The sequence below is a fragment of the Streptococcus equinus genome (assembly GCF_900101445.1).
Taxonomy (GTDB): Bacteria; Bacillota; Bacilli; order Lactobacillales; family Streptococcaceae; genus Streptococcus; species Streptococcus equinus_B.
Map to the genome: position 1 here is coordinate 797,453 of NZ_FNKE01000001.1, position 22,578 is coordinate 820,030.

Annotated in this window: 19 protein-coding genes; 1 reads left to right on the forward strand and 18 read right to left on the reverse strand. The window is 34.7% G+C overall.

The features are described 5' to 3' along the window. Positions 1 to 7: 7 nt before the first annotated feature. From BLR83_RS04075 to dnaG, 10 genes are all read right to left on the reverse strand, one after another. Positions 8 to 2,497 carry an LTA synthase family protein gene (locus BLR83_RS04075; protein ID WP_074560543.1) on the reverse strand — a complete coding sequence of 830 codons (2,490 nt, stop codon included), beginning with the start codon at positions 2,495 to 2,497 and terminating at the stop codon, positions 8 to 10. After that, positions 2,481 to 4,259 (reverse strand): rhamnan synthesis F family protein, encoded by a 1,779-nt coding sequence (locus BLR83_RS04080; protein WP_074560545.1) that lies wholly within the window; start codon positions 4,257 to 4,259, stop codon positions 2,481 to 2,483. Before BLR83_RS04080 ends, BLR83_RS04075 begins: the two co-directional genes overlap by 17 nt. Beyond that, entirely contained in the window at positions 4,256 to 5,575 is a 1,320-nt protein-coding gene (locus BLR83_RS04085) for a glycosyltransferase family 2 protein (protein ID WP_074560547.1), read from the reverse strand. The genes BLR83_RS04080 and BLR83_RS04085 overlap by 4 nt, the downstream gene beginning before the upstream one ends. Further along, positions 5,572 to 6,792, reverse strand: coding sequence for an ABC transporter ATP-binding protein (locus BLR83_RS04090; protein ID WP_074560548.1), 1,221 nt, complete (start codon positions 6,790 to 6,792; stop codon positions 5,572 to 5,574). The genes BLR83_RS04085 and BLR83_RS04090 overlap by 4 nt, the downstream gene beginning before the upstream one ends. Beyond that, positions 6,792 to 7,598 (reverse strand): ABC transporter permease, encoded by an 807-nt coding sequence (locus BLR83_RS04095; RefSeq protein ID WP_074560549.1) that lies wholly within the window; start codon positions 7,596 to 7,598, stop codon positions 6,792 to 6,794. The genes BLR83_RS04090 and BLR83_RS04095 overlap by 1 nt, the downstream gene beginning before the upstream one ends. After that, positions 7,595 to 8,530 (reverse strand): glycosyltransferase family 2 protein, encoded by a 936-nt coding sequence (locus tag BLR83_RS04100; protein ID WP_074560551.1) that lies wholly within the window; start codon positions 8,528 to 8,530, stop codon positions 7,595 to 7,597. The genes BLR83_RS04095 and BLR83_RS04100 overlap by 4 nt, the downstream gene beginning before the upstream one ends. Further along, entirely contained in the window at positions 8,520 to 9,674 is a 1,155-nt protein-coding gene (gene cps2T / locus BLR83_RS04105; protein WP_074560552.1) for a beta 1-4 rhamnosyltransferase Cps2T, read from the reverse strand. The genes BLR83_RS04100 and cps2T overlap by 11 nt, the downstream gene beginning before the upstream one ends. A gap of 151 nt (positions 9,675 to 9,825) precedes the next feature. Continuing rightward, the gene (locus BLR83_RS04110; RefSeq protein ID WP_039696672.1) at positions 9,826 to 10,161 is read right to left on the reverse strand and encodes a metal-sulfur cluster assembly factor; all 336 of its coding nucleotides are present in this window, start codon (positions 10,159 to 10,161) and stop codon (positions 9,826 to 9,828) included. A 22-nt stretch (positions 10,162 to 10,183) separates the two neighbouring features. Beyond that, positions 10,184 to 11,293 carry an RNA polymerase sigma factor RpoD gene (gene rpoD / locus BLR83_RS04115; RefSeq protein ID WP_024343868.1) on the reverse strand — a complete coding sequence of 370 codons (1,110 nt, stop codon included), beginning with the start codon at positions 11,291 to 11,293 and terminating at the stop codon, positions 10,184 to 10,186. Between the two features lie 8 nt (positions 11,294 to 11,301). Next, complete coding sequence (gene dnaG, locus BLR83_RS04120) at positions 11,302 to 13,110, reverse strand: DNA primase (protein WP_074560553.1); 1,809 nt, start codon at positions 13,108 to 13,110, stop codon at positions 11,302 to 11,304. 117 nt (positions 13,111 to 13,227) lie between these two features. On the opposite strand from dnaG, the gene mscL reads away from it, so the two are divergent. Then, positions 13,228 to 13,611, forward strand: a complete 384-nt coding sequence (gene mscL / locus BLR83_RS04125) for a large conductance mechanosensitive channel protein MscL (RefSeq protein WP_074560554.1) — start codon at positions 13,228 to 13,230, stop codon at positions 13,609 to 13,611. 72 nt (positions 13,612 to 13,683) lie between these two features. Here the strand turns inward: mscL and rpsU are convergent, their stop codons facing one another. The 8 genes from rpsU to glgP form a co-directional block, all read right to left on the reverse strand. Beyond that, positions 13,684 to 13,860: a 30S ribosomal protein S21 gene (gene rpsU, locus BLR83_RS04130; protein ID WP_000048058.1), complete on the reverse strand. Its 177-nt coding sequence runs from the start codon at positions 13,858 to 13,860 to the stop codon at positions 13,684 to 13,686. Positions 13,861 to 14,143: 283 nt separating this feature from the next. Further along, a complete protein-coding gene (locus BLR83_RS04135; RefSeq protein ID WP_074560555.1) occupies positions 14,144 to 14,941 on the reverse strand; it encodes an alpha/beta fold hydrolase in 798 nt (265 codons plus the stop codon). 191 nt (positions 14,942 to 15,132) lie between these two features. After that, positions 15,133 to 15,507 carry a pyridoxamine 5'-phosphate oxidase family protein gene (locus BLR83_RS04140; RefSeq protein WP_033152919.1) on the reverse strand — a complete coding sequence of 125 codons (375 nt, stop codon included), beginning with the start codon at positions 15,505 to 15,507 and terminating at the stop codon, positions 15,133 to 15,135. A gap of 857 nt (positions 15,508 to 16,364) precedes the next feature. After that, positions 16,365 to 17,186 carry an ABC transporter substrate-binding protein gene (locus tag BLR83_RS04145; RefSeq protein ID WP_074560556.1) on the reverse strand — a complete coding sequence of 274 codons (822 nt, stop codon included), beginning with the start codon at positions 17,184 to 17,186 and terminating at the stop codon, positions 16,365 to 16,367. A gap of 95 nt (positions 17,187 to 17,281) precedes the next feature. Then, the gene (locus BLR83_RS04150) at positions 17,282 to 18,400 is read right to left on the reverse strand and encodes an aminotransferase (protein ID WP_074560557.1); all 1,119 of its coding nucleotides are present in this window, start codon (positions 18,398 to 18,400) and stop codon (positions 17,282 to 17,284) included. Between the two features lie 86 nt (positions 18,401 to 18,486). Next, positions 18,487 to 19,296: a transporter substrate-binding domain-containing protein gene (locus tag BLR83_RS04155; RefSeq protein ID WP_074560558.1), complete on the reverse strand. Its 810-nt coding sequence runs from the start codon at positions 19,294 to 19,296 to the stop codon at positions 18,487 to 18,489. A gap of 12 nt (positions 19,297 to 19,308) precedes the next feature. Next, a complete protein-coding gene (locus BLR83_RS04160) occupies positions 19,309 to 20,127 on the reverse strand; it encodes a transporter substrate-binding domain-containing protein (protein WP_074560559.1) in 819 nt (272 codons plus the stop codon). 167 nt (positions 20,128 to 20,294) lie between these two features. Continuing rightward, positions 20,295 to 22,559 carry a glycogen/starch/alpha-glucan family phosphorylase gene (glgP, locus tag BLR83_RS04165; protein ID WP_074560560.1) on the reverse strand — a complete coding sequence of 755 codons (2,265 nt, stop codon included), beginning with the start codon at positions 22,557 to 22,559 and terminating at the stop codon, positions 20,295 to 20,297. Positions 22,560 to 22,578 lie beyond the last annotated feature (19 nt).

Below are 22,578 nucleotides of genomic sequence, written 5' to 3' on the forward strand. Positions count from 1 at the left end.
TTCATAATTAATTAGTCACCTTAAAAAAAGATTTATATGACTTCAAGTATCCTTTGCCTGAAACCATATCATACTCAACAAGTTTTAAATCATTTGCTATTTTTTCTTGTTCAGTAGTTAATTTTTCCTTATCAACACTAGCATTCTCAAGAACTTCAGTTAACAAAGCATAATATGGAGAAACTTTTGAGTTTGTTACTGCTAATAACTCAGCCGGAAAATCACTTGAATTAACCAGAGGATATGATAATACATCCGTTGAATAATTACTCCAAATAAAATAATCTGTTTGATATTGTCCGGCAGGATTATCGATAAATGATTCTTGTGGATAGAAGCCAGGTAAGTGGTCTCCATAAAAAACAACAGTTATTTTTTTATTAATCTGGCTTAATTGATCCAGCCAATTCTGAGTTGCTTGATCTGTCTGATAAAGTAACTTAGCGTAATTATTCATATAATAGTTTTCACCAGGCGAAAAACCTTCACCTGACCCACCAACTTCAGAATCCTCATCTAGATTCCATGGTGCATGGTTTTGGTATGTTATCACTGAAAAGAATTGATTCTTGCTCTCATCAATATTATCTAGGACAGTTTGATAAGTTGAAGCATCACTCGGATACACACCATAATGTTCCAAATGTTTTGCACTTTCAGTTCCATTACTCTCAGCAATAAATGTATCAAAACCAAGTTTACGGTACACTTCTTTTCGTGAATAAGTTGCGGCATCTCCTAAATGAATAGCATATTTATCTTTTGAAGAGTACGAATCGCTAATTGATGGAAAATAGGTCATCTGTGGTACAACATCTGTATACAATGTAGAAACTGAACTTGAAAGATTATACATTGGTAAACCTGTTAATGTTTCAAATTCCATATTAGCTGTTCCACCACCATAGCCATCTGATTTCATTAATCCACTAGTCGTAGACTCTTTAACTGAATGAATTACTGGAATTGGATCAGTTGTTAAATTCACATTTGAAATCCGACTTGGATCAGAAAAACTTTCACTTAAAACATAAATAACCGTTTGATCTGAAATATTATTTTTTCGAGAAGCATTGATAACTTGAGCTTTATGAGTATATTTTTTTACAATTTTTTCAATCTTTTCTTTACTATACTCCTCAGGCTTCTCCATTTTTTTCGAAGTCATTTGTTTTAACCAAACAAATGTCAACGAACGCTCGCGAGCAACTGTTCCCTGTCCCATCCACTCGATGTTTTCAAAATTATTTAATCTAGATAAAACAGGTATATTTTCAGCGATATCACCATTTTCTTGCTGTAAAAACACAACAAATATATAACTAAAAATAGAAATAATCGCAACTCCTGTAGCTAAACGTGCCTTCCAGCTTTTTGTAATTTTTCCTCTTAATAATTTATTTCTAAATAAATAGAAAAAGATAACTGTTACAGATAAAGCTACTAACGAATAAAGAACCAATGTAATATCAATATAAGATATTACAAGTCTAATTTCTTTTACCCAACTCAAATCACTAAATAACAGAGGTTCATTACGCATACTAAATTTTATGCTATTAGCAACTGTTATTATGATTCCTAAAATTACAATGAATGTCGTCGTACGTAAAATTCGATTGACAATCATGTAAAGTAACAAATTAAATAAAGCAATAACAACTATTTGAAATAAGGTCGCTGATGGGAAAATAAAACGATCTAATATTTCTCCCTCACTCTTGATTCCATATTGAAACAAATAGTTAAATACTATCGCTAAAAGAAAACTCAATACAACAACAAGTGAATAACTTGGAGTATTTTCTTTTATAGCTCTGAAGGAATTTAAAACAAAATAAATTAATAAGCTAATTAAAACTAAAGTTATTATCACACTCCAAGTTACACCTGAGAGGTATCCACTATAATTCCCTTTATCAATATATTTTGTTACCTTTTCTACCATCATATCAGTAAAAAGGCTGCCATTAAGCGCCAAAGAAGCGATTAAACCAATAGTAACCAATCGGTATGAATCAAATTCATCTAAAAAACTATCTAAAAGCTCTCTAACTTGAAATTTAGAAGATAAATAAAAAATGGCAGCCGATAACAAAAGAATAAAAATAATAGTCGGCAAAAAAGAAAACTGTAAAAAGTCATTTTTTATTAGATTCCACCATTTAAAATCTCCATTATTTAAATTTCGAGTGATCACTAAGAAATAAGAAATAAAAAGATAAATTACACAACCACTTGCTATTTCAATAAAAAATTCTCTTTTAAAATAACTTGATAAATAAACAGCTATTCCTAAAACAGATAGAACATATGCAGTAATACAAAAAGTCTTAAGAATATGAAATTGATCTGATAAATTATCACCTTGTCCCTTCAACAAATAAAAGTTAATAAGGGAAAGGTTAAGATAAAAGAATAACGTAAACAGAAGTAGATAATGTAAGATCTTCGTCCAATTAATTTCCTCAAAAATGGCTTTAACCTTTTCTATCATGAGTCATTTTCTCCAAAGTTCTTTTAACAATATATTTCATAGCTCTAGCTGGACCAACAAAGATATATTTAAAAGCACCTTTTATCCCACCCATATATGTAAAATCAACATAAGTGTGAGGAGCACTATCACCACGTTCATTATATAATTTGTTATCAACAAATGGTGTTATTGAAACTTGATTTTTAGAGATTCTAAAATCATAGTGTTCATTCCATGCAATATAAACAAGTAATCGTTCAATAGCATGTAAAATAGAATTTTGTGGTAATGGTTCAGCTGGAACATCTTCATCTGTTAATTCTAAATCAAATAACGGTTTTAAGGCATCATACTTAAACCAGACAAAGGTTCCATAACTCATAACAAATGTATGGAAATTATTGAAATCAATTGTTTTGGTCATTCCCATTTTTTCCCATAAATCATTCATTTCAGGAGCAATCAAATGTTCGTTCCATGCATCAACAATCTTATTAAATCTAAAGAAAGTCGGGATATCAGCAATAACAAGTCCCAATTTATCATTTTCAAAGTTAGCAAGAATATTATCAGCAGGTTTTATTAACATATCAATTAGCTCATTTCGCCAAGATTCACCTGCCCAAAAATCTGCCTCCTTAGATTTTTTAGTATGGAAATGTCCAATATAATCATAATCAGATAAATATTCTTTCAACTTCAACATTGGTAGAACATCACGTCCAATATTTCCAGTTACAAAAATTCGAGCATTTTTACCATTTTCATCTAAAATCGATTTAATTTCCTGTTGTTTAGTTTCACTATCAGTTGTAATATATAAATCATAACTAAAATGGAAATTTTCAAAAGCATTCAGAAAATCTTCTAATAAATCAACATAGAAAACATGAAGATGCACTGCAACTTTTTTATCAGCTAACGAAACCGCAGGGACTTCTTTAACGTATTTTCGAGCTAACAAATACTTAAAGTCAGGGAAATTAATTTCAGACATATGTGAAACAATCAAATCTACTGGATAGTCCGATTGTTTAGCAATCTCATCTAAAAGATACGGAGTAATATGCTGATTATTATCAATTGCCTTAACTTTAATAAACGGCACTCTATGACTTAAAATTGCCGTTGGATGATAAAAGGAAAAATCGGCGTGTAACATGTGACTTGCATCTTCATTTACAGTATTAAAAATGACTTTATATTTAAATCCTGCATCCAAGAATTTTGTCGTTACTTGTGTTTCATAGTTATCAATAACATCTTGAACATTGGTATAGTTTTTCACATTTTCCCAAAAATTTTTAAACTCTGGAGAAACAATAACAGATTTTTTAAATGTAATAAAATAACTTTGAATATGCTCGCGAAAACCTTGAGTATAGCGAGATTTAGGAGTAGCACGGTTATTTGTTAGCCCCCAGAAATCAACACTATCATCACTCTCATACTCAAGATAGTAATCTTTAATATCCCACAACGGACCGAAACACGTATCATTCATAATTGTGACAGAATCATAAGTAGCCAGCTCTTCAAATCCAACTGCAGTCATACCATCACGCCAAGCAGCAAAATCAAAACCAATATTTTCTCTTTGAATAAAAGAATCCATCAATCGATGTTCAACTAACTTGTGATAATCATTATCATTAATCGAACTATTTGAAATAAATACCACTTTTGAAAAAAGTGGGCGCATTTTTGTCAATTGGTAATACACATGTGAACTAATATGATTGTACTTATTAAAATGGACGTACAATAATAAACGTTTCATTTTTTTCTCCTAAAAAAATTAATAATAGCAGTAGGAATTATCCAACGTCGTGAATGTGTAACTGAATTATAAGCAACAATCATTTTCTCCAGTTCCTGTTTATAATAGTGTCTTTCATCATTCACTTGTTTGTAATTAATTCTATATGATTCTAATTCTTTAACTTGCTTTTGTAGATGTAATAAATCTTGAGAAAGAGTTTTAGCAATGTAATCATCACGGTTAATATCATCGACATTAAACATTTCATAAACTAGTTTAAAAGTTTTTTGACTAGATGTAGAAACATCATAAATCAATTGAGGATCATAACCCTTAAACATCACATAATTCCCAATGATATCGCCATTTGAGTAACTTGGTAAAATTTCTGTATCAGATTCCTGATTAATCAAAGCAACTCGCTTATAAAAACTAGGTAACTCAGACAAATCAACTCTAACTGTAGTTACTTCTTCTGGAAGATTGAACAGCACGCATCCATTCTCTTCAAACTTAAATTTAAGAACTTTATCTTCACTAAAATTTTCACCATCAGTAATATAATAGATTTTTACATATTGGTTTTCAAAAGCTAAATTAATATTTTTATCAAAATGAATACCAATTGCACGTTCTATTTCATCACTAGCAATTGTCTGATACTTATTCAATATATAAATATATGCTTCATAAAATTTTAGAAGATCACCTCTTGCTGAGCGTGAAACATCAAAAACTCGATAATTTAAAAACGTACTATGATTAGCAATAGGTTTTGCATTTCTTACTAAAACAAGATTTAAAAAGAAATCATAATCCTCAAGTTGTTTTATGCTATCGTCATATTTTACATCACCTAAAACAGATGTTCTAACTAATGAAGTCGACGAAATATAATTACCAACTAAGAATGTATTTAAATCAAAATCTCTAGCTTGTACTACCACAGCACCATTTTCAGGATTTACTAAATTACAATATGCAATATCAGCATCATTGTTTTCAAGACTGTGCAATAATTCTGAAACATAATTTTCTTCAAGATAATCATCACTATCTACAAAAAGAAAAAAATCACCATTTATTAATTGTAAGCCCTTATTTCTGGTTCTTACCACTCCTGAATTGTCATGAACGAAATAATGAGTTTTGTTATAGGGAGAATCCTTAAGAGTTTCCTTAATAACCTGACCTGAATTATCTGTTGACCCATCATTTAATACAATTAATTCAATATTCTTATGAGTTTGGCTAAATATACTCCTTAAACACTGTTCAATGTATTTTTCGTGGTTATAACAAGTTACTAAAACTGATACTAAAGTCTCACTCATTTAAACTTCCAAGTTCCATTTCTTTGAATTATACCTGTTGCAGAATCTAAAGCAGAAATATCATCCGATGCAATATCATCTCTGTTGATTACAATAATAGGATTTGTTGTAGCATCTGTAAATGCGAGCATGTTTCCATCAACGTCTCTAACAGTCACTTCCAATTTTAATTTCAAATTGTTGACTGAAGATAATTTACATGAATAATAAGCTGTTTTATGTCCAATTCCCTTAGTCTTATTATCCAAAGTATTATCATTATAAATCCATACATTACGATCAATATCAGTTAACGATAGTCCAATATATGTTTCAACGTCTTCCATCACATCATACTCGATTTTAAAATTAATATCATCATTTGGAGTAATCTGATTAGAAGATAATAATTCTAGCTTGAAATTTTCAACCTTTGGTTTTACTTTTTCAGCACTATCACCTTGGTTTTGTTCCTTCTGAGTCTCCTTCAAAGGAGCTGTATTATCGTAACTATATTGATTGGCGACATCAAACGGATCACCATATGCTTTAACCAAACCGTTTTCAATAAGAACAGCGCGGTTACAATATTTCTTAACTGCTCCCATATCATGGGTAACAAGAATTGTTGTCTTACCACTTTCTTTACGTTCCATGAAATAATCATTACACTTACGTTGGAAAGCTTCATCACCTACGGCAAGCACTTCATCAAGAATGAGCACGTCACCTTGGGCTTTAATGGCAACTGAAAACGCTAAACGGACTTGCATACCACTTGAGTAGTTTTTTAGCTTTTGATTCATGAAATCTTCTAGCTCAGCAAACTCAACGATGTCATCATACATGGCATCGATTTCTTCAGTTGTGAACCCAAGCATGGCACCGTTCATGTAGACATTTTCTCGTCCTGTCAATTCAGGATTGAAACCAACTCCAAGCTCAATAAATGACACCATTTTACCATTAACCGTAACTGTTCCTTTTTCTGGAACATAGATTTGTGAAATGATTTTCAAAAGTGTTGATTTACCAGAACCATTACGACCAACAATCCCAAAGAAATCTCCTTTGTGAACATCAAATGAAATATCTTTTAAAACATGTTGCTCACGATAACCTTTGACTCCTTTAAAACGATTAACTAGAGCTGTACGTAAACTATGAGTTGCTTCAGTTGGTAGTTTAAAATATTTACTAACATGATCAACTTTTACTGCAATTTCTTTATCTGACATTATAAAATCTCCGCAAATTTCTTAGCATGTTTATGGAAAATTGAATATCCAACAATAAGAATTAAAACTGGAAGGATGTAAGGAATAACTCCCCAAATATGATTGTTATATAACTCCCAACCACGCATGCTACCTGAATAAACAATGTAATGACGCATATCTTGAATGATTTGTGCAAGTGGGTTTAGCATCATTAATTTTGCTACAGTAAACTGATTTTTTTGAATAATAAAAGTCAATGAATAGATAACAGGTGTAGCATACATTCCAGCTTGCATTACAACTTCCCAAATCGGTCCCAAGTCACGATATTTAACAAATAAAGCTGCAAGAATAAAAGCAACTCCCGCTGATATCATGGCTAATTCAATAAACAATGGAATAATGACTAAAAAGTTCCAACTTAAGTGAACACCATTAACTAGTGCAAAAACAAATACAACTAAAAGGTTAATACCATAGTTAATAGCTGCACCAACTACTGAAGAGATAACAATGATTTCCTTAGAGAAATTCAATTTACGTAGTAAGTCACCACGAGTTACAATTGAAACCATCCCCATATTGGTAGCTTCTTGGAAAAATGACCATGTTACCATACCTAAAAGCACACCAATTGCATAATGAGGTGTTCCGTCATCTAATCTCAAAAAACGGATAAACACCAAATACATAATTGTGAAAAGCATTAATGGTTTTAAAATTGACCACAAATGCCCAATTAAACTTCCTTGGTAACGAAGTTTAAAGTCCGTTTTTACCATTTCTTTTAATAAGATTTTATTTTCTTTACTAAAGAACTTCATTTATTTCTCCTATAACCAAATTTGGTAATAATTAATGTTCTAAACACAAGTGTATGGAAGGTACGATTTTTGCGTAAGCCATACTGATTCAATGTTTTAATTCGTTGGATTAGTGGCTTGTCCATAATCGTTGTGAAATTTTCAACCAAGTCTCTTTTTTCAGGGGTCAATGCTAAAGCCAATAAAAAGCGTGCTTGAGTTTGACTAGCATTAATCAACCACCAATATTTTTCGACTAATTTATGAGGCTTAATCCAATTTTTCATGCGTTTAGTCCATGTACGCGCCCCCAACACATTAGCATCATGTTGACGATACAATTCAGTTGGGTAATCAACATAAGCAAGATTACCTAAAGCGCTAGCAAGCAAAGCAAGATACCAATCGTGCATCAACAAATCATCTGTTGATGTCCACAATTCAGCCAATGCATGGTTTACCATTGCTGTACCGCCAGTCACTGTGTTTTCAGTCAGTTCTTGGACCAACTCAGTATTGGCATGATCAGACTGTGTTTTAATCATACTTTCATGTAAAACGTTTAAATCTCGGTCAACAATTTTCAAATCTGTATAAACCAATAAAGGTTTCTGACTATCATACTTTTCTGCTTCTGCAAAAGTAACAGCCAATTTATCTTCTAGCCAAATATCATCTTGATCAGAAAAGAAATAGTAATCAGCTTTGCTATGTTTTAAAAGGGTATAAAAGTTTTTAATAACGCCAAAATTTTCACGGTTGTCAGCATTAATAAAAACGATACGTGAATCAAGCTGCGCATAGTGCTTAATAATTTCGGGTGTAGTATCACTAGAGCCATCATCACGAATATACAAAGTCCAATCCTTGACTGTTTGTTTCTGAATACTTTCAATCTGTTCAGCCAAAAATTGTTCACCATTGTAGGTAGACATGAGAATATTAATCTTCATTTAAAAATAGTCCCTCATACTCTCCAACGATTTTTTCCCATGTGTAATTTTGTTTAACAATGGCACGCGCACGATTGCCATATTCCGTAAAATCATAATGACCATCGGCGTCATTAATCAAACATGAGAGATTACCTGATGTTTTATTCCAATAAAAAGCACTTGCTCCTGCAACTGACTTATTGAAAGGCACATCAAGCACAAGATTTAACTTGGTATGTCCTAGTGCTTCTAGCAAACCAGGATTTGTTCCACCAACTTCATGACCGTGGATATAAGCAAAAGCATTCTCACGAATGTAGTTCAGCAAATCACGATCATATACAGTGCCGACAAACTTAACCCTGTGATCACGTTCAAAGTTTGTCAAATGTTTCAACTTATCAAAATAAGCACTATTTTTATGGTTAGAAATAATAATCAAATCACGTCTTGTATTTGATTTCATAAACTCACGAATTGCTGTTTCATAATTGTTTTCTGGCACAAATCGACCAACAATCAGATAGTAGCCATTTTCCTTAGTTTTCCAATTATCAAAACATTTTCTAACCTTATAATCATCAGCTGTTAGGGTTGATTTTTTCAAATCCGTTCCATAAGCAATAAAACGTGTCTTAGCATCTGGATAAGATTCTTTTATATAGTTTTCAATACCAATATTATCTGAAATAACCAAATCAACTGTTTTAGCCATCGATTTTTCAGCATATTTTAAATAAGCTTGAACCGGTTTTGACCATTTTGAGCGTTTCCACTCAAGACCATCTGGATTGACATAAACTTTTCCGCCAAGAGCGTGAATTCTCCAGGCAAAAGGTGCAATAAATGCCCCAATTGTGTTACCCAAAATATAAAAAATAGGGTGTTCAATACCAGATCTTTTTACCATTTGAAGTCCATAAGTAATTGCCATCATATCATAGGCAATCACTCGTGCTGGACCAATTTTAGGTGCCTTGATGGTAAAACAATCTGCGCCCTCATATTTAAAATGCGTATGATGTTTATCGTCACTCAAACAAGCGACGTGATAAACAATATCTGAGCTCTGCTTATTTTTTACCAACTCCTCAACAAAAGTCTCAAAGCCACCATATTTCGCAGGCAAGCCTCGACTTCCGATGATGAATACATGTTGCATGGCACACTTCTCCATTCTAAAATACAATCAAAAATATTATACCATATTTTAAATAAGCTGGCGATGGAAAAACGAAAGCCCCTTGAGAATATAGGGAATCTGGTGGAAATTTCACACAAAAAAACACCAGCATTTCTACTGGTGTCATCTTTTATCTAATTCCCAAAGCAATGCGGGCATAACGACTCATTTTATCAACTGACCAAGCTGGGTACCATACCAATTTGACTTCAGTATTAGTTACCTCAGGAATCTCACGCATTGCATCGTGAATTTGATCGGTAAGAAGATCTGCTAGTGGGCACCCCATTGTTGTTAAGGTCATATCAATTTCAGTGTGTCCATTTTGCTCGAATCGAATCTCATAAACAAGCCCTAGATTAACAATATCAATCCCTAATTCAGGGTCAATAACTGTTTCCAAAGCTTCAAGGATACGATCTTTAATCTTTGCGACATCTTCTTCTGTATATTTTTGTTCAGACATAAGCGAACCTCTTGACTATTTTTTAATCTTCGATAAAATCACGGAGCTGTTTGCTACGGCTCGGATGGCGAAGTTTGCGAAGTGCTTTAGCTTCAATCTGACGAATACGTTCACGCGTCACGTTGAAGACTTTACCAACATCTTCCAATGTACGCATTTTACCATCATCGAGACCAAAACGCAAGCGCAAGACGTTCTCTTCACGGTCAGTCAATGTGTCTAAGACTTCATCAAGTTGTTCACGAAGAACAACACGAGTTGTGTAGTCTACTGGATTTTCAATAACTTCATCTTCAATGAAATCTCCAAGATGGCTGTCATCTTCTTCACCGATAGGTGTTTCAAGAGAAACAGGTTCTTGAGCGATTTTCAAGATTTCACGAACTTTATCAGGCGTCATATCCATACGTTCAGCAATTTGTTCTGGCGTTGGATCTTGTCCAAGTTCTTGAAGAAGGTTACGTTGTTCACGAACAAGTTTGTTGATTGTTTCAACCATGTGAACAGGGATACGGATTGTACGAGCTTGGTCAGCAATCGCACGTGTAATAGCTTGACGAATCCACCATGTTGCATAAGTTGAGAATTTGAACCCTTTTGAGTAATCAAATTTATCAACGGCTTTCATCAATCCCATGTTACCTTCTTGGATAAGGTCAAGGAATTGCATACCACGTCCAACATAACGTTTAGCAATAGAAACAACCAAACGCAAGTTAGCTTCTGCCAAACGTTGTTTTGCTTGAAGATCCCCTGCAGCTACTGCGACTGCCAATTCTTTTTCTTCTTCGCTTGACAACAAAGGTACAACCCCAATTTCTTTAAGGTACATACGAACTGGGTCATTAACTTTAGCAGAGTTGCTACCAAGCAACTCTTCGTCAGTTAGTTCTTCAGGTTTTGGTTCTTCAACAACATATTTTGTTGATGGGTTACCTTCTTTATCAGTAATTGAAATACCACCGTCTGTCAAACGTTCCAAAAGGTCATCAATTTGATCAGCATCGAGTGAAAATGGAATAACCAATTTTTCTGTCACTTCGTCATCGACAGCTGTTCCGTTCTTTTTATGATTACGAATAAATTCTGCAACTTGAACATTAAAAGTAGTAATTTCTTTTTCTTTTGCCATATTTTCCTCTATTCCATTTTTCTTTTTTGAGCAATGAGATTTTCCAAAGCCGCAAGTGCTGCATCAACATCCCCGAGATTGCTAGATTCACGAATTAATTTACTTTGCTTTTGCAAATCTCTTTCTTGAAGTAGTCGATTGCGCTTTTGAATAATTTCCTCAATTTCATTAGGGGCAACATCTTCTGGTAGATTTTCTTCTAACACTTGATAATACATCTGCCGCGTTCGGTCATCTAGCTGCGCCAAATCATATGAAGATACCTCACCTTGTTGCATCAATAAATCATAGAGTGTCTGCAACTCTTTGGTATCAAAGATAAATTCTTCTTGATTTCTAAATTCATTAAGAAGATAATCATGCGTCAGCAACCGCTGCATCAACTGACTCTCTGCTTTCATAATCGCAGAGATATTCTTTGATATTGGCAATTCAACAACCGTCACTCTTTGCTTAGCAGCTTCTGATTGAAGAGCTGAACGATTTTGAAGTCGCTCGCTGTTTACCGACTGTTCAACTTGATAATAATCAAAGTCAGGCAACAAATCAGCCACCATATTAATATACGAATTTTGTGCCGTAATAGATGGCGATTGTGCAATAATCCTAGAAATTTGCTCTACATAAGCAATCTCAGCCTGGAGATTATCACTATTTTCTGGTTTTAAGTAATGAATAAAGAATTCAGTACTGCTAATGCGACTATTTTCAAGCAAGTTCGCTAAGGCTTGAGGAGAATTCTTTTGAATAAACTCATCCGGGTCCATTTGCTCAGGAACTCGCACAATTTCAACATTAAAGTCTTTTAAAAGCTCTAAAGACTTAGCAATCGCATTCTGACCTGCATTGTCACCGTCATATGTTAAAATAACTTTTTTAGCATATCGTTTTAAATGTCTGACGTGCTCAGGTGTCAGTGCCGTCCCCATTGAAGCGACAGCATTTTCTATACCAGCGCGATAAGCCGCAATAACGTCCATGAAACCTTCCATCAAGTAGACTTCGTGCTTTTTAGACATAACTGGGCGAGCTTTATCAAGATGATACAGTTCATAAGATTTATTAAACAAAGCTGTCGACCGAGTATTCTTATACTTAGCTTGCTGGCTGTCTAAATCCTCTTTCGTCCAAATACGCCCAGAAAAAGCAACCACCTGACCATTATCATCCGTCAAAGGAAACATGATACGATTTTGGAAGGCATCATAAACACGATTGGTACGTTCAGACAAATTAAAAAGACCTGAAGCCATCAAAGCATTCTCTTCATAACGTTTTGCAAGAGATTGATAAAGAAAATCAGGCTCATTTGGCGACAATCCAATATTGAAATAATCAATCAATTCATCTGTCAAACCACGTTGCGCTAGATAAGCTTTCGCTTCTTGACCTTCTTTGGTTGTTTTTAAAACAGCATTGTAAAACTTAGCCGCATCCTTATGAATATCAATAAGAACTTGATTAGGATTTTGCGGTTTGGCTTGCGCTTGCTGCGTTTCAACCTGCAAAGGAATTCCAGCACGTTCAGCGACACGATGAACACTCTCTAAAAAACTAATCTGATGATATTCTTCTAAAAACTTGTAAACATCCCCAGATTTTCCGCAACCAAAGCAATGAAAAAACTGCTTGTCTTCAATAACATTGAAAGACGGTGTTTTTTCCTTATGAAATGGACATAATCCTATATAGTTGCGTCCTGCACGTGTAAGATTGACCACTTCGCCAATAACATCAACAATATTAACGCTATTTTTTATCTCGGTAATTAACTCTTTGTCAATTGCCAAAAGATCACCTCCACGCACTATTCCCATTTTAGTTTTGTATTTTATTATACCATTTTGAATCCGATTTGTAAATTCTCAAAAACCAGACTTTAGCACATAATTTTGGTATAATAATACTAACAAAACATACAGGAGGTTTTTCGTATGATTAAAGAACTAAAAGAATTTTTGTTTAAAGCAAACGTTCTTGATCTTGCTGTCGCTGTTGTTATGGGGGCTGCTTTCAACGCTATCGTAACATCACTTGTTAGCGATGTCATTACACCGCTTTTCTTAAATCCAGCTCTAAAAGCTGCTGGTGTTGAAAAAATCGCTGATCTTTCATGGCATGGTGTTGCTTACGGTAGTTTCCTAAGCGCTGTTATCAATTTCTTAATCATTGGTACAACACTATTCTTCATCGTCAAAGCTGCTAACGCCGCTGCTGCTCTTACTAAGAAAGAAGAAACTGAAAAAGCAACCGAAGATGCTGCTCCAACTCAAGAAGAACTTCTTGCAGAAATTCGCGATTTGTTGAAAGAAAAATAATCTTTATCAATCGTTAAAGCATAAAAAGAGACGCCTAGCTTAGCGCCTCTTTTCTTTGTATCTAATGTTTAATTAGAATTTTTTACGTTTGCGAGCTGCTTCTGATTTGCGTTTACGTTTTACAGAAGGTTTTTCGTAGAATTCACGTTTACGTGATTCTTGAAGAGTCCCAGCTTTAGTCACAGAACGTTTGAAACGACGAAGTGCATCGTCAAGTGATTCGTTTTTACGTACTACTGTTTTTGACATGTGTTTCACCTCCTCAAGATATTGTAACATTTACACGTTCTCTATTAGGATACCTAATTTATCAAAAAAAGTCAATCCTTACACGCGCTAAATGCCATAAAAATTTAAAAAATGTTTTCAGCAAAATTTCCATCACACTTATGATTTTTTTAAGGTTCCTTCACTATACTATAAACAATCCTAAAACTTTTCTTTTTCATAATCTCCTAAAAGACGACTGCAGAAATGCAGTCGTCTTTTTGTTATTTAGTATGTATTTTTCTTGCTTCTGGCATTTCGACAGTTATCTCAAAGTGTTAAGAAAAGCGGCAATCTGTTTATTCACTGTTACAGGATTATCAACATTGGAATTATGGGCAGAATCAGCAATCCAAACTAACCGAAATCCTGTTCTTTTAGACCATTCTCTGTTATAGGCTTTCACCTTACCTGTGGTATCCTTTTCACCTACTATCAAAAGTGTCGGACAAGGTATAGACAGTTCTTGATTATCTTCTAGGAACCCTGCATATCCAATTCCCATGAGATGGCACAGCTCCGCTTTATCATACTTGGCAATCATTGTTGCCATATTTTCTCGACCCCATTTCGTGATAGTATTTTTCTTCACAATAGATGATTTCAATAATTTCTCAGGGAATAATTTTGCCATCCACTCAATTTGATGTAGCCACCACATATCAGATTTTGAATAGTAATTGCCATACGGTGATGAGTCAATGGATACAAAGGCCTTCACCATTTCTGGATATCGCCTTATGAACGCCTGCGAGATAAACCCGCCCATAGACTGTCCGATTAGAATAACCTGCGATATACCACATTCAGTAAGGATTGTTTTTATGGCATTTGCAGCCTCACCATAGGTAAAAGAGACGTAAGGGCGAGACTCCCCATGTGCTGGTGCATCCCATGCGATGATATTATAATCATTTTCAAAAAATAAAAATTGTTGTTCAAACATCGTATGATCTGCTGTCAATCCACGAAGAAAGAACAGAGTATCTCTGGATAAAACAAAGACATCTGATTTCCAGTAAGCAATACTTCCATTGGGATTATTAATCTGCATTTTCTTCATAATCTATCACCCTACATTCCGTTTTAACTGTATACCCCACCTGTTGCGTGTTGTTTGTTGTTGCACTACTGATAATAGTATTATTCTTTTCATTATATCATATTCAAAATAAAATTGCAAAATGGTAACCTTGACAAAAAAGCCAACTGATGACTAAATCAGCACCAATCAGCTTTTACCACGTGTGATTATTATAGCAATTGTTTTGCTTCTGTAACGGTTAGTTCCAAGACACTTCGCAAAAATGGAAATTTTGTTTTCATTTCGTCAAATTCTGCGCCCTCATTGACCAATCTACCCGTTCCTAATATTCTAACCCCCGTCCCTTGATAGCCGTTAAATCCCTCTACTTGACGAGCACCACATGTCAGAATAAGATTCGGATTAACCTTTAAATCCTTTTCTGTACTATGCATCCCCGCTACTGGCAAGAGTATCCGATTATCTCCCTTTAAAACAAGATAAGAATTCCAAGTGCACGTAACATGCGGCATTTCTTCACCCCACGACATTATCGAAACAACACCCTCATGATTTAAAACATTTTTAAAAGTCTCAGTAAACATAAGAAATATCCTCTGTGTTCATATTTTGAGCTAAATCACGCTTCAACTCAGGGTCATTGTAACATCTCAATTTAAAGAAATGATTTCAGTTATGCTACAAGTAAACTTTTATAATTAAAAATTTTCTGGCATGATAATTATGATTTTTTAAGAATCTCCCTCTATACTATAGACAATCCTAATAAACTTTCTTTTTCATAATCTCCTAAGAACGACTGCCAATGGTGGTCGTTTTTTTGGGGGGGTGATATAAAAGAGAGTGAGACAAATAAAGTCTCCACTGCAGACTTTATTCATGAGCCTAAAAATTAAAAAGCGAATCAGTAGTTTCGCAGAAACTTGATTTCTCAGCAAGCCTCAATTTCTTGTTACTGACCTAAAACGGTCTATTCCAAGATCGTTTTTGACACTTACTTCGTAAGCTTTATTTCCCGATTATAAAAGTTCTCCGAACCTTTATAACTCACCCCCGCATGACTCAAAAGCTTGAGGAAGCTTTTGAGGTGGGAAATAGAGTCAAGTGAGGCTTGACATCAAAAAGGTTTGGGGAACCATTTTGAGGTGGGAAATGAAGTCAAGCGCAACTTGATGTCAAAAAAGGGTTGTAAAAGCTGATTTATCAGCACATTAGGACCCACTCAGCAGTGATTGATTGCTCAAACAATTGAAAATTGTTTGAGGTTGGAAATCTACGTCAAAAAGTGCTTAATCAATTGTGCATGGGAAAATAAAGTCAGTAATCGCTGTTTTAATATTTCTTGACAGAGACCTCCAACAATCTATCGCCAGATTGTTGACCTTGTAAATAATCACTATGTAAACAAAGAAACTGGGTACTTTGTCCCAGCCTCCTTTATTTATTCATCTTCATCAACCGCATCGCCTGTAAGTTGTGCAGCATCTGAAATGAATTGCTTATATTTATCTTCTTTGGCTAACTTTTTGATAACTTTATTAACCGTTTTGACAAGCTTTCCGCTACCTTTTGGCATTGCTACAGCTTTAGCATCACCGTCACTTGTTTTCAATGCAAAATTAGCTAACGCTAAATCTGAGTTTTGTGAAAGGTATCCTTCGGCAACTGGTTTTTCAAGGTCAACTGCTTGGACTTGACCAGATTTCAATTCGTTAATAGCCTCACCCATTGCTGTCAAAGAAATGATTTTTGAATCTTTCAATTGTTCTTTAGCCAAGCCTTCTTCAATTGTTCCTTTTTGAACAGCTACTTTAAGACCTGACAAACTATCAATTGAGTTATATTTATCAAGATCACTTGCCTTAACTAAAACAGCATTTTCTGTTTCATAGTAAGCATCTGAAAAATCATATGCATTTTTACGTTCTTTTGTTGCAGACAATCCTGAAATCGCCATATCTGCTTTTCCTGTTTGAAGACTTGAAAGGACGTTATCAAAACTCATCGAAGACAATTCAAGTTTAACGCCAAGTTCATCAGCGATAGCTTTTGCCAATTCAACATCAGCACCAACAATAGTGTCTTTACCATCGATCAAAGCTTTAAATTCAAACGGCGCGTAGTCTGGGCTAATAGCGACAACTAGTTTACCTTTTTTCTCAATCTTATCTTGTAAATTTTCATTAGATGAAGATCCACAAGCAGCCAAAGAACACACACTAACAAGCGCAAGTGCCCCTAAAATAAACTTTTTAACTTTCATATTTATTCTCTCTTTTCTTAAACTTACCTTTATTTTATCTATTTTTTTGCAAAAAGTCAACAAATGTTGAATAAAAATTCACTTTAACATACTAACTATTTTTTGAAATTTTTCAAACATGTTGATAATAAAGCAAGTCCCTTTTCCAAAGTATCTTGGTTGCAAGAGTAACCAAGTCTCACATAACCCTCTCTGTCAAAGCGATTTCCAGGGACCAGCAATACGCCGTAATCTCTCAACAATGTTAAACAAAAGTCTTCGATTGGCACACCAACATCTATTTTGACAAATGAAGTTGGAACTTCTGCTGGTCTTACGTAGGATACCTTTGGTTCTTTAGCAATCCAATTGTCTAGAATAGTTAGATTCTTTCTAATAATCTTACGATTACGCTCTAAAATTTCTTCTTTATGTCGTAGTGCTAGGCTCGCCACCATATCATCAAAAACACCTGCACATATCATAGTGTAATCACGATAATCTCGTAAAATATCAGTAACCTCATCACAAGCAGCAACCCAGCCAACACGAATCCCTGGAAGCGAGAATGTCTTCGACAAACTATTCACCGAGATTCCTTTATCATACAAATCAACAATAGATGGTACCTTGCTGTCAGTAAAGGGACGATAAACCTCATCAGCCAAAATGTAGGCACCACACGATTTAGCAACCCTAACCAATTCGCGTAGATACTCCTCATCCATAACAGCACCAGTAGGATTATTAGCATTATTGATGCATATCATCTTTGTATTTGGACGGATTAACTTGTGCAGTTCAGCTAAATCAGGCAGCCAGCCATTTTCTTCTCTGACTTGCCAAAAATCCACTTCTGCTCCTAACGATTTTGGAATGTCATATAGCTGCTGGTAGGTCGGATAAAGAGAAATCACGTGGTCACCTGGCTCAATAAGACTGTACAAGACCAGCATATTTGCTCCGGTAGCTCCATTTGTCTGGAGGATTTGCTTTTCATCTACAGTCTGATACAAATCGCAAACTGATTTTTTAAACTCTGGGGACCCTTCAATCCAACCATAATTTAACTTTTTGGAAAATAATTCTTGATAGAACTCTTCCTTTGATTCGCCTGTTAGCTCAAACAACTCTTGCAAAGTCAAAGCATCAATTGACACGCCAGCAATATCATATTTTGCTTCTCGTTCATGGCTATTGAGCCATTCTTCAACTCCAAATCGTGGTAATTTCATCGCTTACCCCTTTTGACTTTCTAAGATTATTTTACCATTCATAAGGAAAAACTGAGAGCAATAACCCTCAGTTTCCTTTCACTTCATTATTCTGACTCAGAACTACTTTGCGTGTAAGTCGAAGCTTTTTCAATCCATGCATCAAACTCCCCTGATTTCTTAGCCTTCTTAATCACTTTATTCACAGAAGCGATTAGTTTTTTATCAGTTCCTTTAGCAAAGGCTACCGCATAAGCATCTGTATCAGTTGATTTCAATGGCATATCCGCAATGGCTAAATCAGGATTTTGAGAAATATACCCCTCAGCAATAGCTTTTTCTAGCACAACTGCTTGAAGTTGATTGTTCTTCAATTCATTAATCATTTCACCATTTGATGTCAATGAAACCAAGCTTGAATTTGGTAATTGGTCTTTGGCAATGTTTTCTTGAATTGACCCTTTTTGTGCACCAACAGATTTTCCTGCCAAACTTTCAAGACTTGTGTAGGTCGCTAAATCAGCTTTTTTAAGAATCACGACATTTTCTGCTTCATAATAAGCATCTGAAAACTCATAAGCCTTTTTACGTTCATCTGTCACTGAAATTCCCGCAATAGCGATATCCGCTTTGCCAGAAGTCACAGAAGCAAGAACATTATTAAAGGACATTACTGAAAAATCAGCCTTAACATCCAATTCTTTGGCGATTGCCTTAGCTAGTTCAATATCTGCACCAACCAAGGTATCTTTTCCATCAATTAAAGTTTTAAATTCAAATGGTGCAAATTCTGATTCCGTCGCGATGACGATTTTACCTTTATTTTGAATTTTTTTCTGACTTGTTCCTGACGTCGAACAAGCTGTCATCGTTCCTACTGCTAAAAGTAGAAACAAACCTCCTAAAAACTTCTTCATATCATTTTCTCCTTAGTTACTTGATTCGCTAGTTGACAAAGCATAAGCTTCTTGAACAAATTGATCAATTTTTCCTGAATCTTTCAAGTCTTTGATAACTTTATTGACCTCTTTAGTCAATTTGTCGTCACCTTTAGGAAGTGCTACAGCATATGCATCCGCGTCATTATTTTTCAACTTGATATTGGCAATTGTCAAATCATCGTTATTAGCAGCGTAACCTTCTGCAATTGGTTTTTCAAGGACAACTGCTTGGATTTGACCATTTTTCAATTCATTAATCATTTCGCCATTTTGTGTCAAAGCAACAACTTTCGAACCTTTCAATTGTTCAGAAGCCACATTTTCTTGAATAGATCCTTTTTGTGTTCCGACAGACAAACCATCTAATGAACTTGTTTTTGTATATTTATCAATATCTGTTTTCTTAATCAAAACAACATTTTCTGATTCGTAATAAGCTTCTGAGAAATTATAAGCTTTTTTACGTTCAGGCGTTGCTGAAATACCTGAGATAGCCACATCAGCTTTACCTGATTGAAGACTTGCCAAAACATTGTTAAATGACATTGAAGAAAATTTCACTTTAACACCAAGCTCTTCACCGATAGCCTTTGCAATCTCTACATCCGCACCAACAATAGTGTCTTTGCCATCAACAAGAGTTTTAAATTCAAAAGGAGCGAATTCTGGATTCATAGCAACAACAAGCGTTCCTTTATCTTTAACATCCGAAACTGATGTATCTTTTTGATTTCCTGAGCCACAAGCTGTCAATAGAAAAGCTGAAGCAACAAGAGCTAACCCACCAAACATTTTACTTACTTTCATAGTCTTTTTCTCTTTTCTTTTTTGATATGTATACATTTTATTTAATATTTATACATTTGTCAACCCTATTTTTATAAAAATTCAATATTTTTGTATTTTTTCTGTATATACATAAAACGCGAGGTTGTTTTATCAACCTCGCGTTCTTATTTATACTCTATTTAATCTTATTTGCTGTGCCAGATTTCATCGTTGTATTGTTCGATTGTACGGTCTGATGAGAAGAAGCCAGCTTTAGCAATATTTTTGATAACTTTAGTCATCCAAGATTTTTGATCTTCGTAATCAGCAAGCATTTGTTCTTTAACAGCAATGTATTCTTTAAGGTCAATCAATGTCATGAACCAGTCTTTGTTAATCAATTCATTATAAAGACGTTCAAGACGTTCAGCATTACCATGTTTCACCAATTCATCACTAACGATAAAGTCTACTGCTTCTTTGATGACTGGATCATTTTCGTAGTAATCAGTTGCTACATAACCTTGTGTTGCATAGAGATCAATGATAGTATCTGAATCTTTACCGAATGTATAAATATTATCCATACCAGCAAGTTCAGCAATTTCAACGTTGGCACCGTCCATTGTACCAAGCGTCAAAGCACCATTAAGCATGAATTTCATGTTACCAGTACCTGAAGCTTCTTTAGAAGCAAGAGAGATTTGTTCAGAAATATCTGTTGCAGGAATCAAGTGTTCAGCTACAGTAACATTGTAGTTTTCAACCAAGTGAACATTTAGGTATTTGTTAACTTCTGGGTCGTTGTTAATCAATTCAGACAAGCAAAGAATCAAGTGAATAACATCTTGTGCAATGATATATGCTGGAGCTGCTTTACCACCAAAGATAACAGTGATTTTGCGTTCTGGAAGGTTACCACGTTTGATTTCAAGGTATTTATGAATAACATAAAGAGCATTCATTTGTTGACGTTTGTACTCGTGGAAACGTTTGATTTGTGTATCAATGATTGAGTTTTCATCAAGTTCGATACCTTTATTATCTTTAAGGTAACGTTTAAGCGCCAATTTGTTATTGTGTTTGATTTCAGCAAGTTTTGCATGAACAGCTTCGTCATCAGCGTAAGCAAGTAGTTTTTCAAGCTTAGTAGCATCAGTAAGGTATTCATCACCGATAAGCTCTTTAAGGTAATCCGCTAAATCTTGGTTAGCAAATTCAAGCCAACGACGGAATGTGATACCGTTTGTTTTGTTGTTGAATTTTTCAGGGTAAATGTCATAGAATGGTTTCAATTCACTGTTTTTAAGGATTTCAGTGTGAAGAGCAGCTACACCATTTACTGAAGTTGAGAAGTGAATGTCCATGTGTGCCATATGAACACGACCTGATTCATCAATGATTTGAACAGCTGGGTCTGAATATTGACTAGCAACAAGTTTGTTTAGTTTTTCAATAATTGTTACCAAGTGTGGCACAACTTCGTTAAGGTAATCAAGCGGCCATTTTTCAAGTGCTTCAGCCAAGATTGTGTGGTTAGTGTAACCAACCATGCTTTTCACGATTGAAACAGCTTCTTCAAATTCAATACCATGTTTTTCAGTCAAAAGACGAATCAACTCAGGAATAACCATTGATGGGTGAGTATCATTGATTTGAACATAAGCGTAGTCAGCTAAATCGTGAAGATTTGAACCACGTTCAAGAGCTTCATCAATCAACAATTGTGCAGCATTAGATACCATGAAGTATTGTTGGTAGATACGAAGCAATTCACCATTGCGGTCTGAATCATCTGGGTAAAGGAAGAGTGTCAAGTTCTTCTTGATTTCAGTCTTATCAAATGAAATACCATCGTGAATCAAACCGTAGTCAAGCCCGTCAATATCAAACAAGTTCAAGTAGTTTTTAGTATCACGTTTGTAACCAAGAACATCAATGCGGTCAAGACGAGATTTAAGCGTAAAGTCTTTAAATGGAACATCGTAGCTGATGTCAGTTGGCACAAGCCATGAATCTTTTTCAATCCAGTAGTTAGCTTCTGCTTCTTGTTGGTTATCAACGAAGACTTGTTTGAATAGACCACAGTGGTAGTTAAGTCCGACACCTTCACCGTTGATACCAAGAGTTGACATTGAATCGATGAAACATGATGCCAAACGTCCAAGACCACCGTTACCAAGTGATGGTTCAAGTTCGACATCTTCTACTTCTGCAATTGATTTACCAGCTGCAGCAAGTTCAGCTTTAACATCTTTATAGATACCAAGGTTAATCAAGTTATTTGACAAAAGTTTACCAATAAGGAATTCAGCAGAAATGTAGTAAACTTTGCGTTTAGCTGTATTTTTTGGTTTTTCGGCAGCTAATTCTTTAACGTAGTGCAAAAGCGCTACATAGATGTCTTCATTGCTCAATTCAGCAAGTTTTTGGCCTTTCGAAGTTACGTAATCTGTAAATTTAGTTGTCATTATAATATCCCTTTTTCTT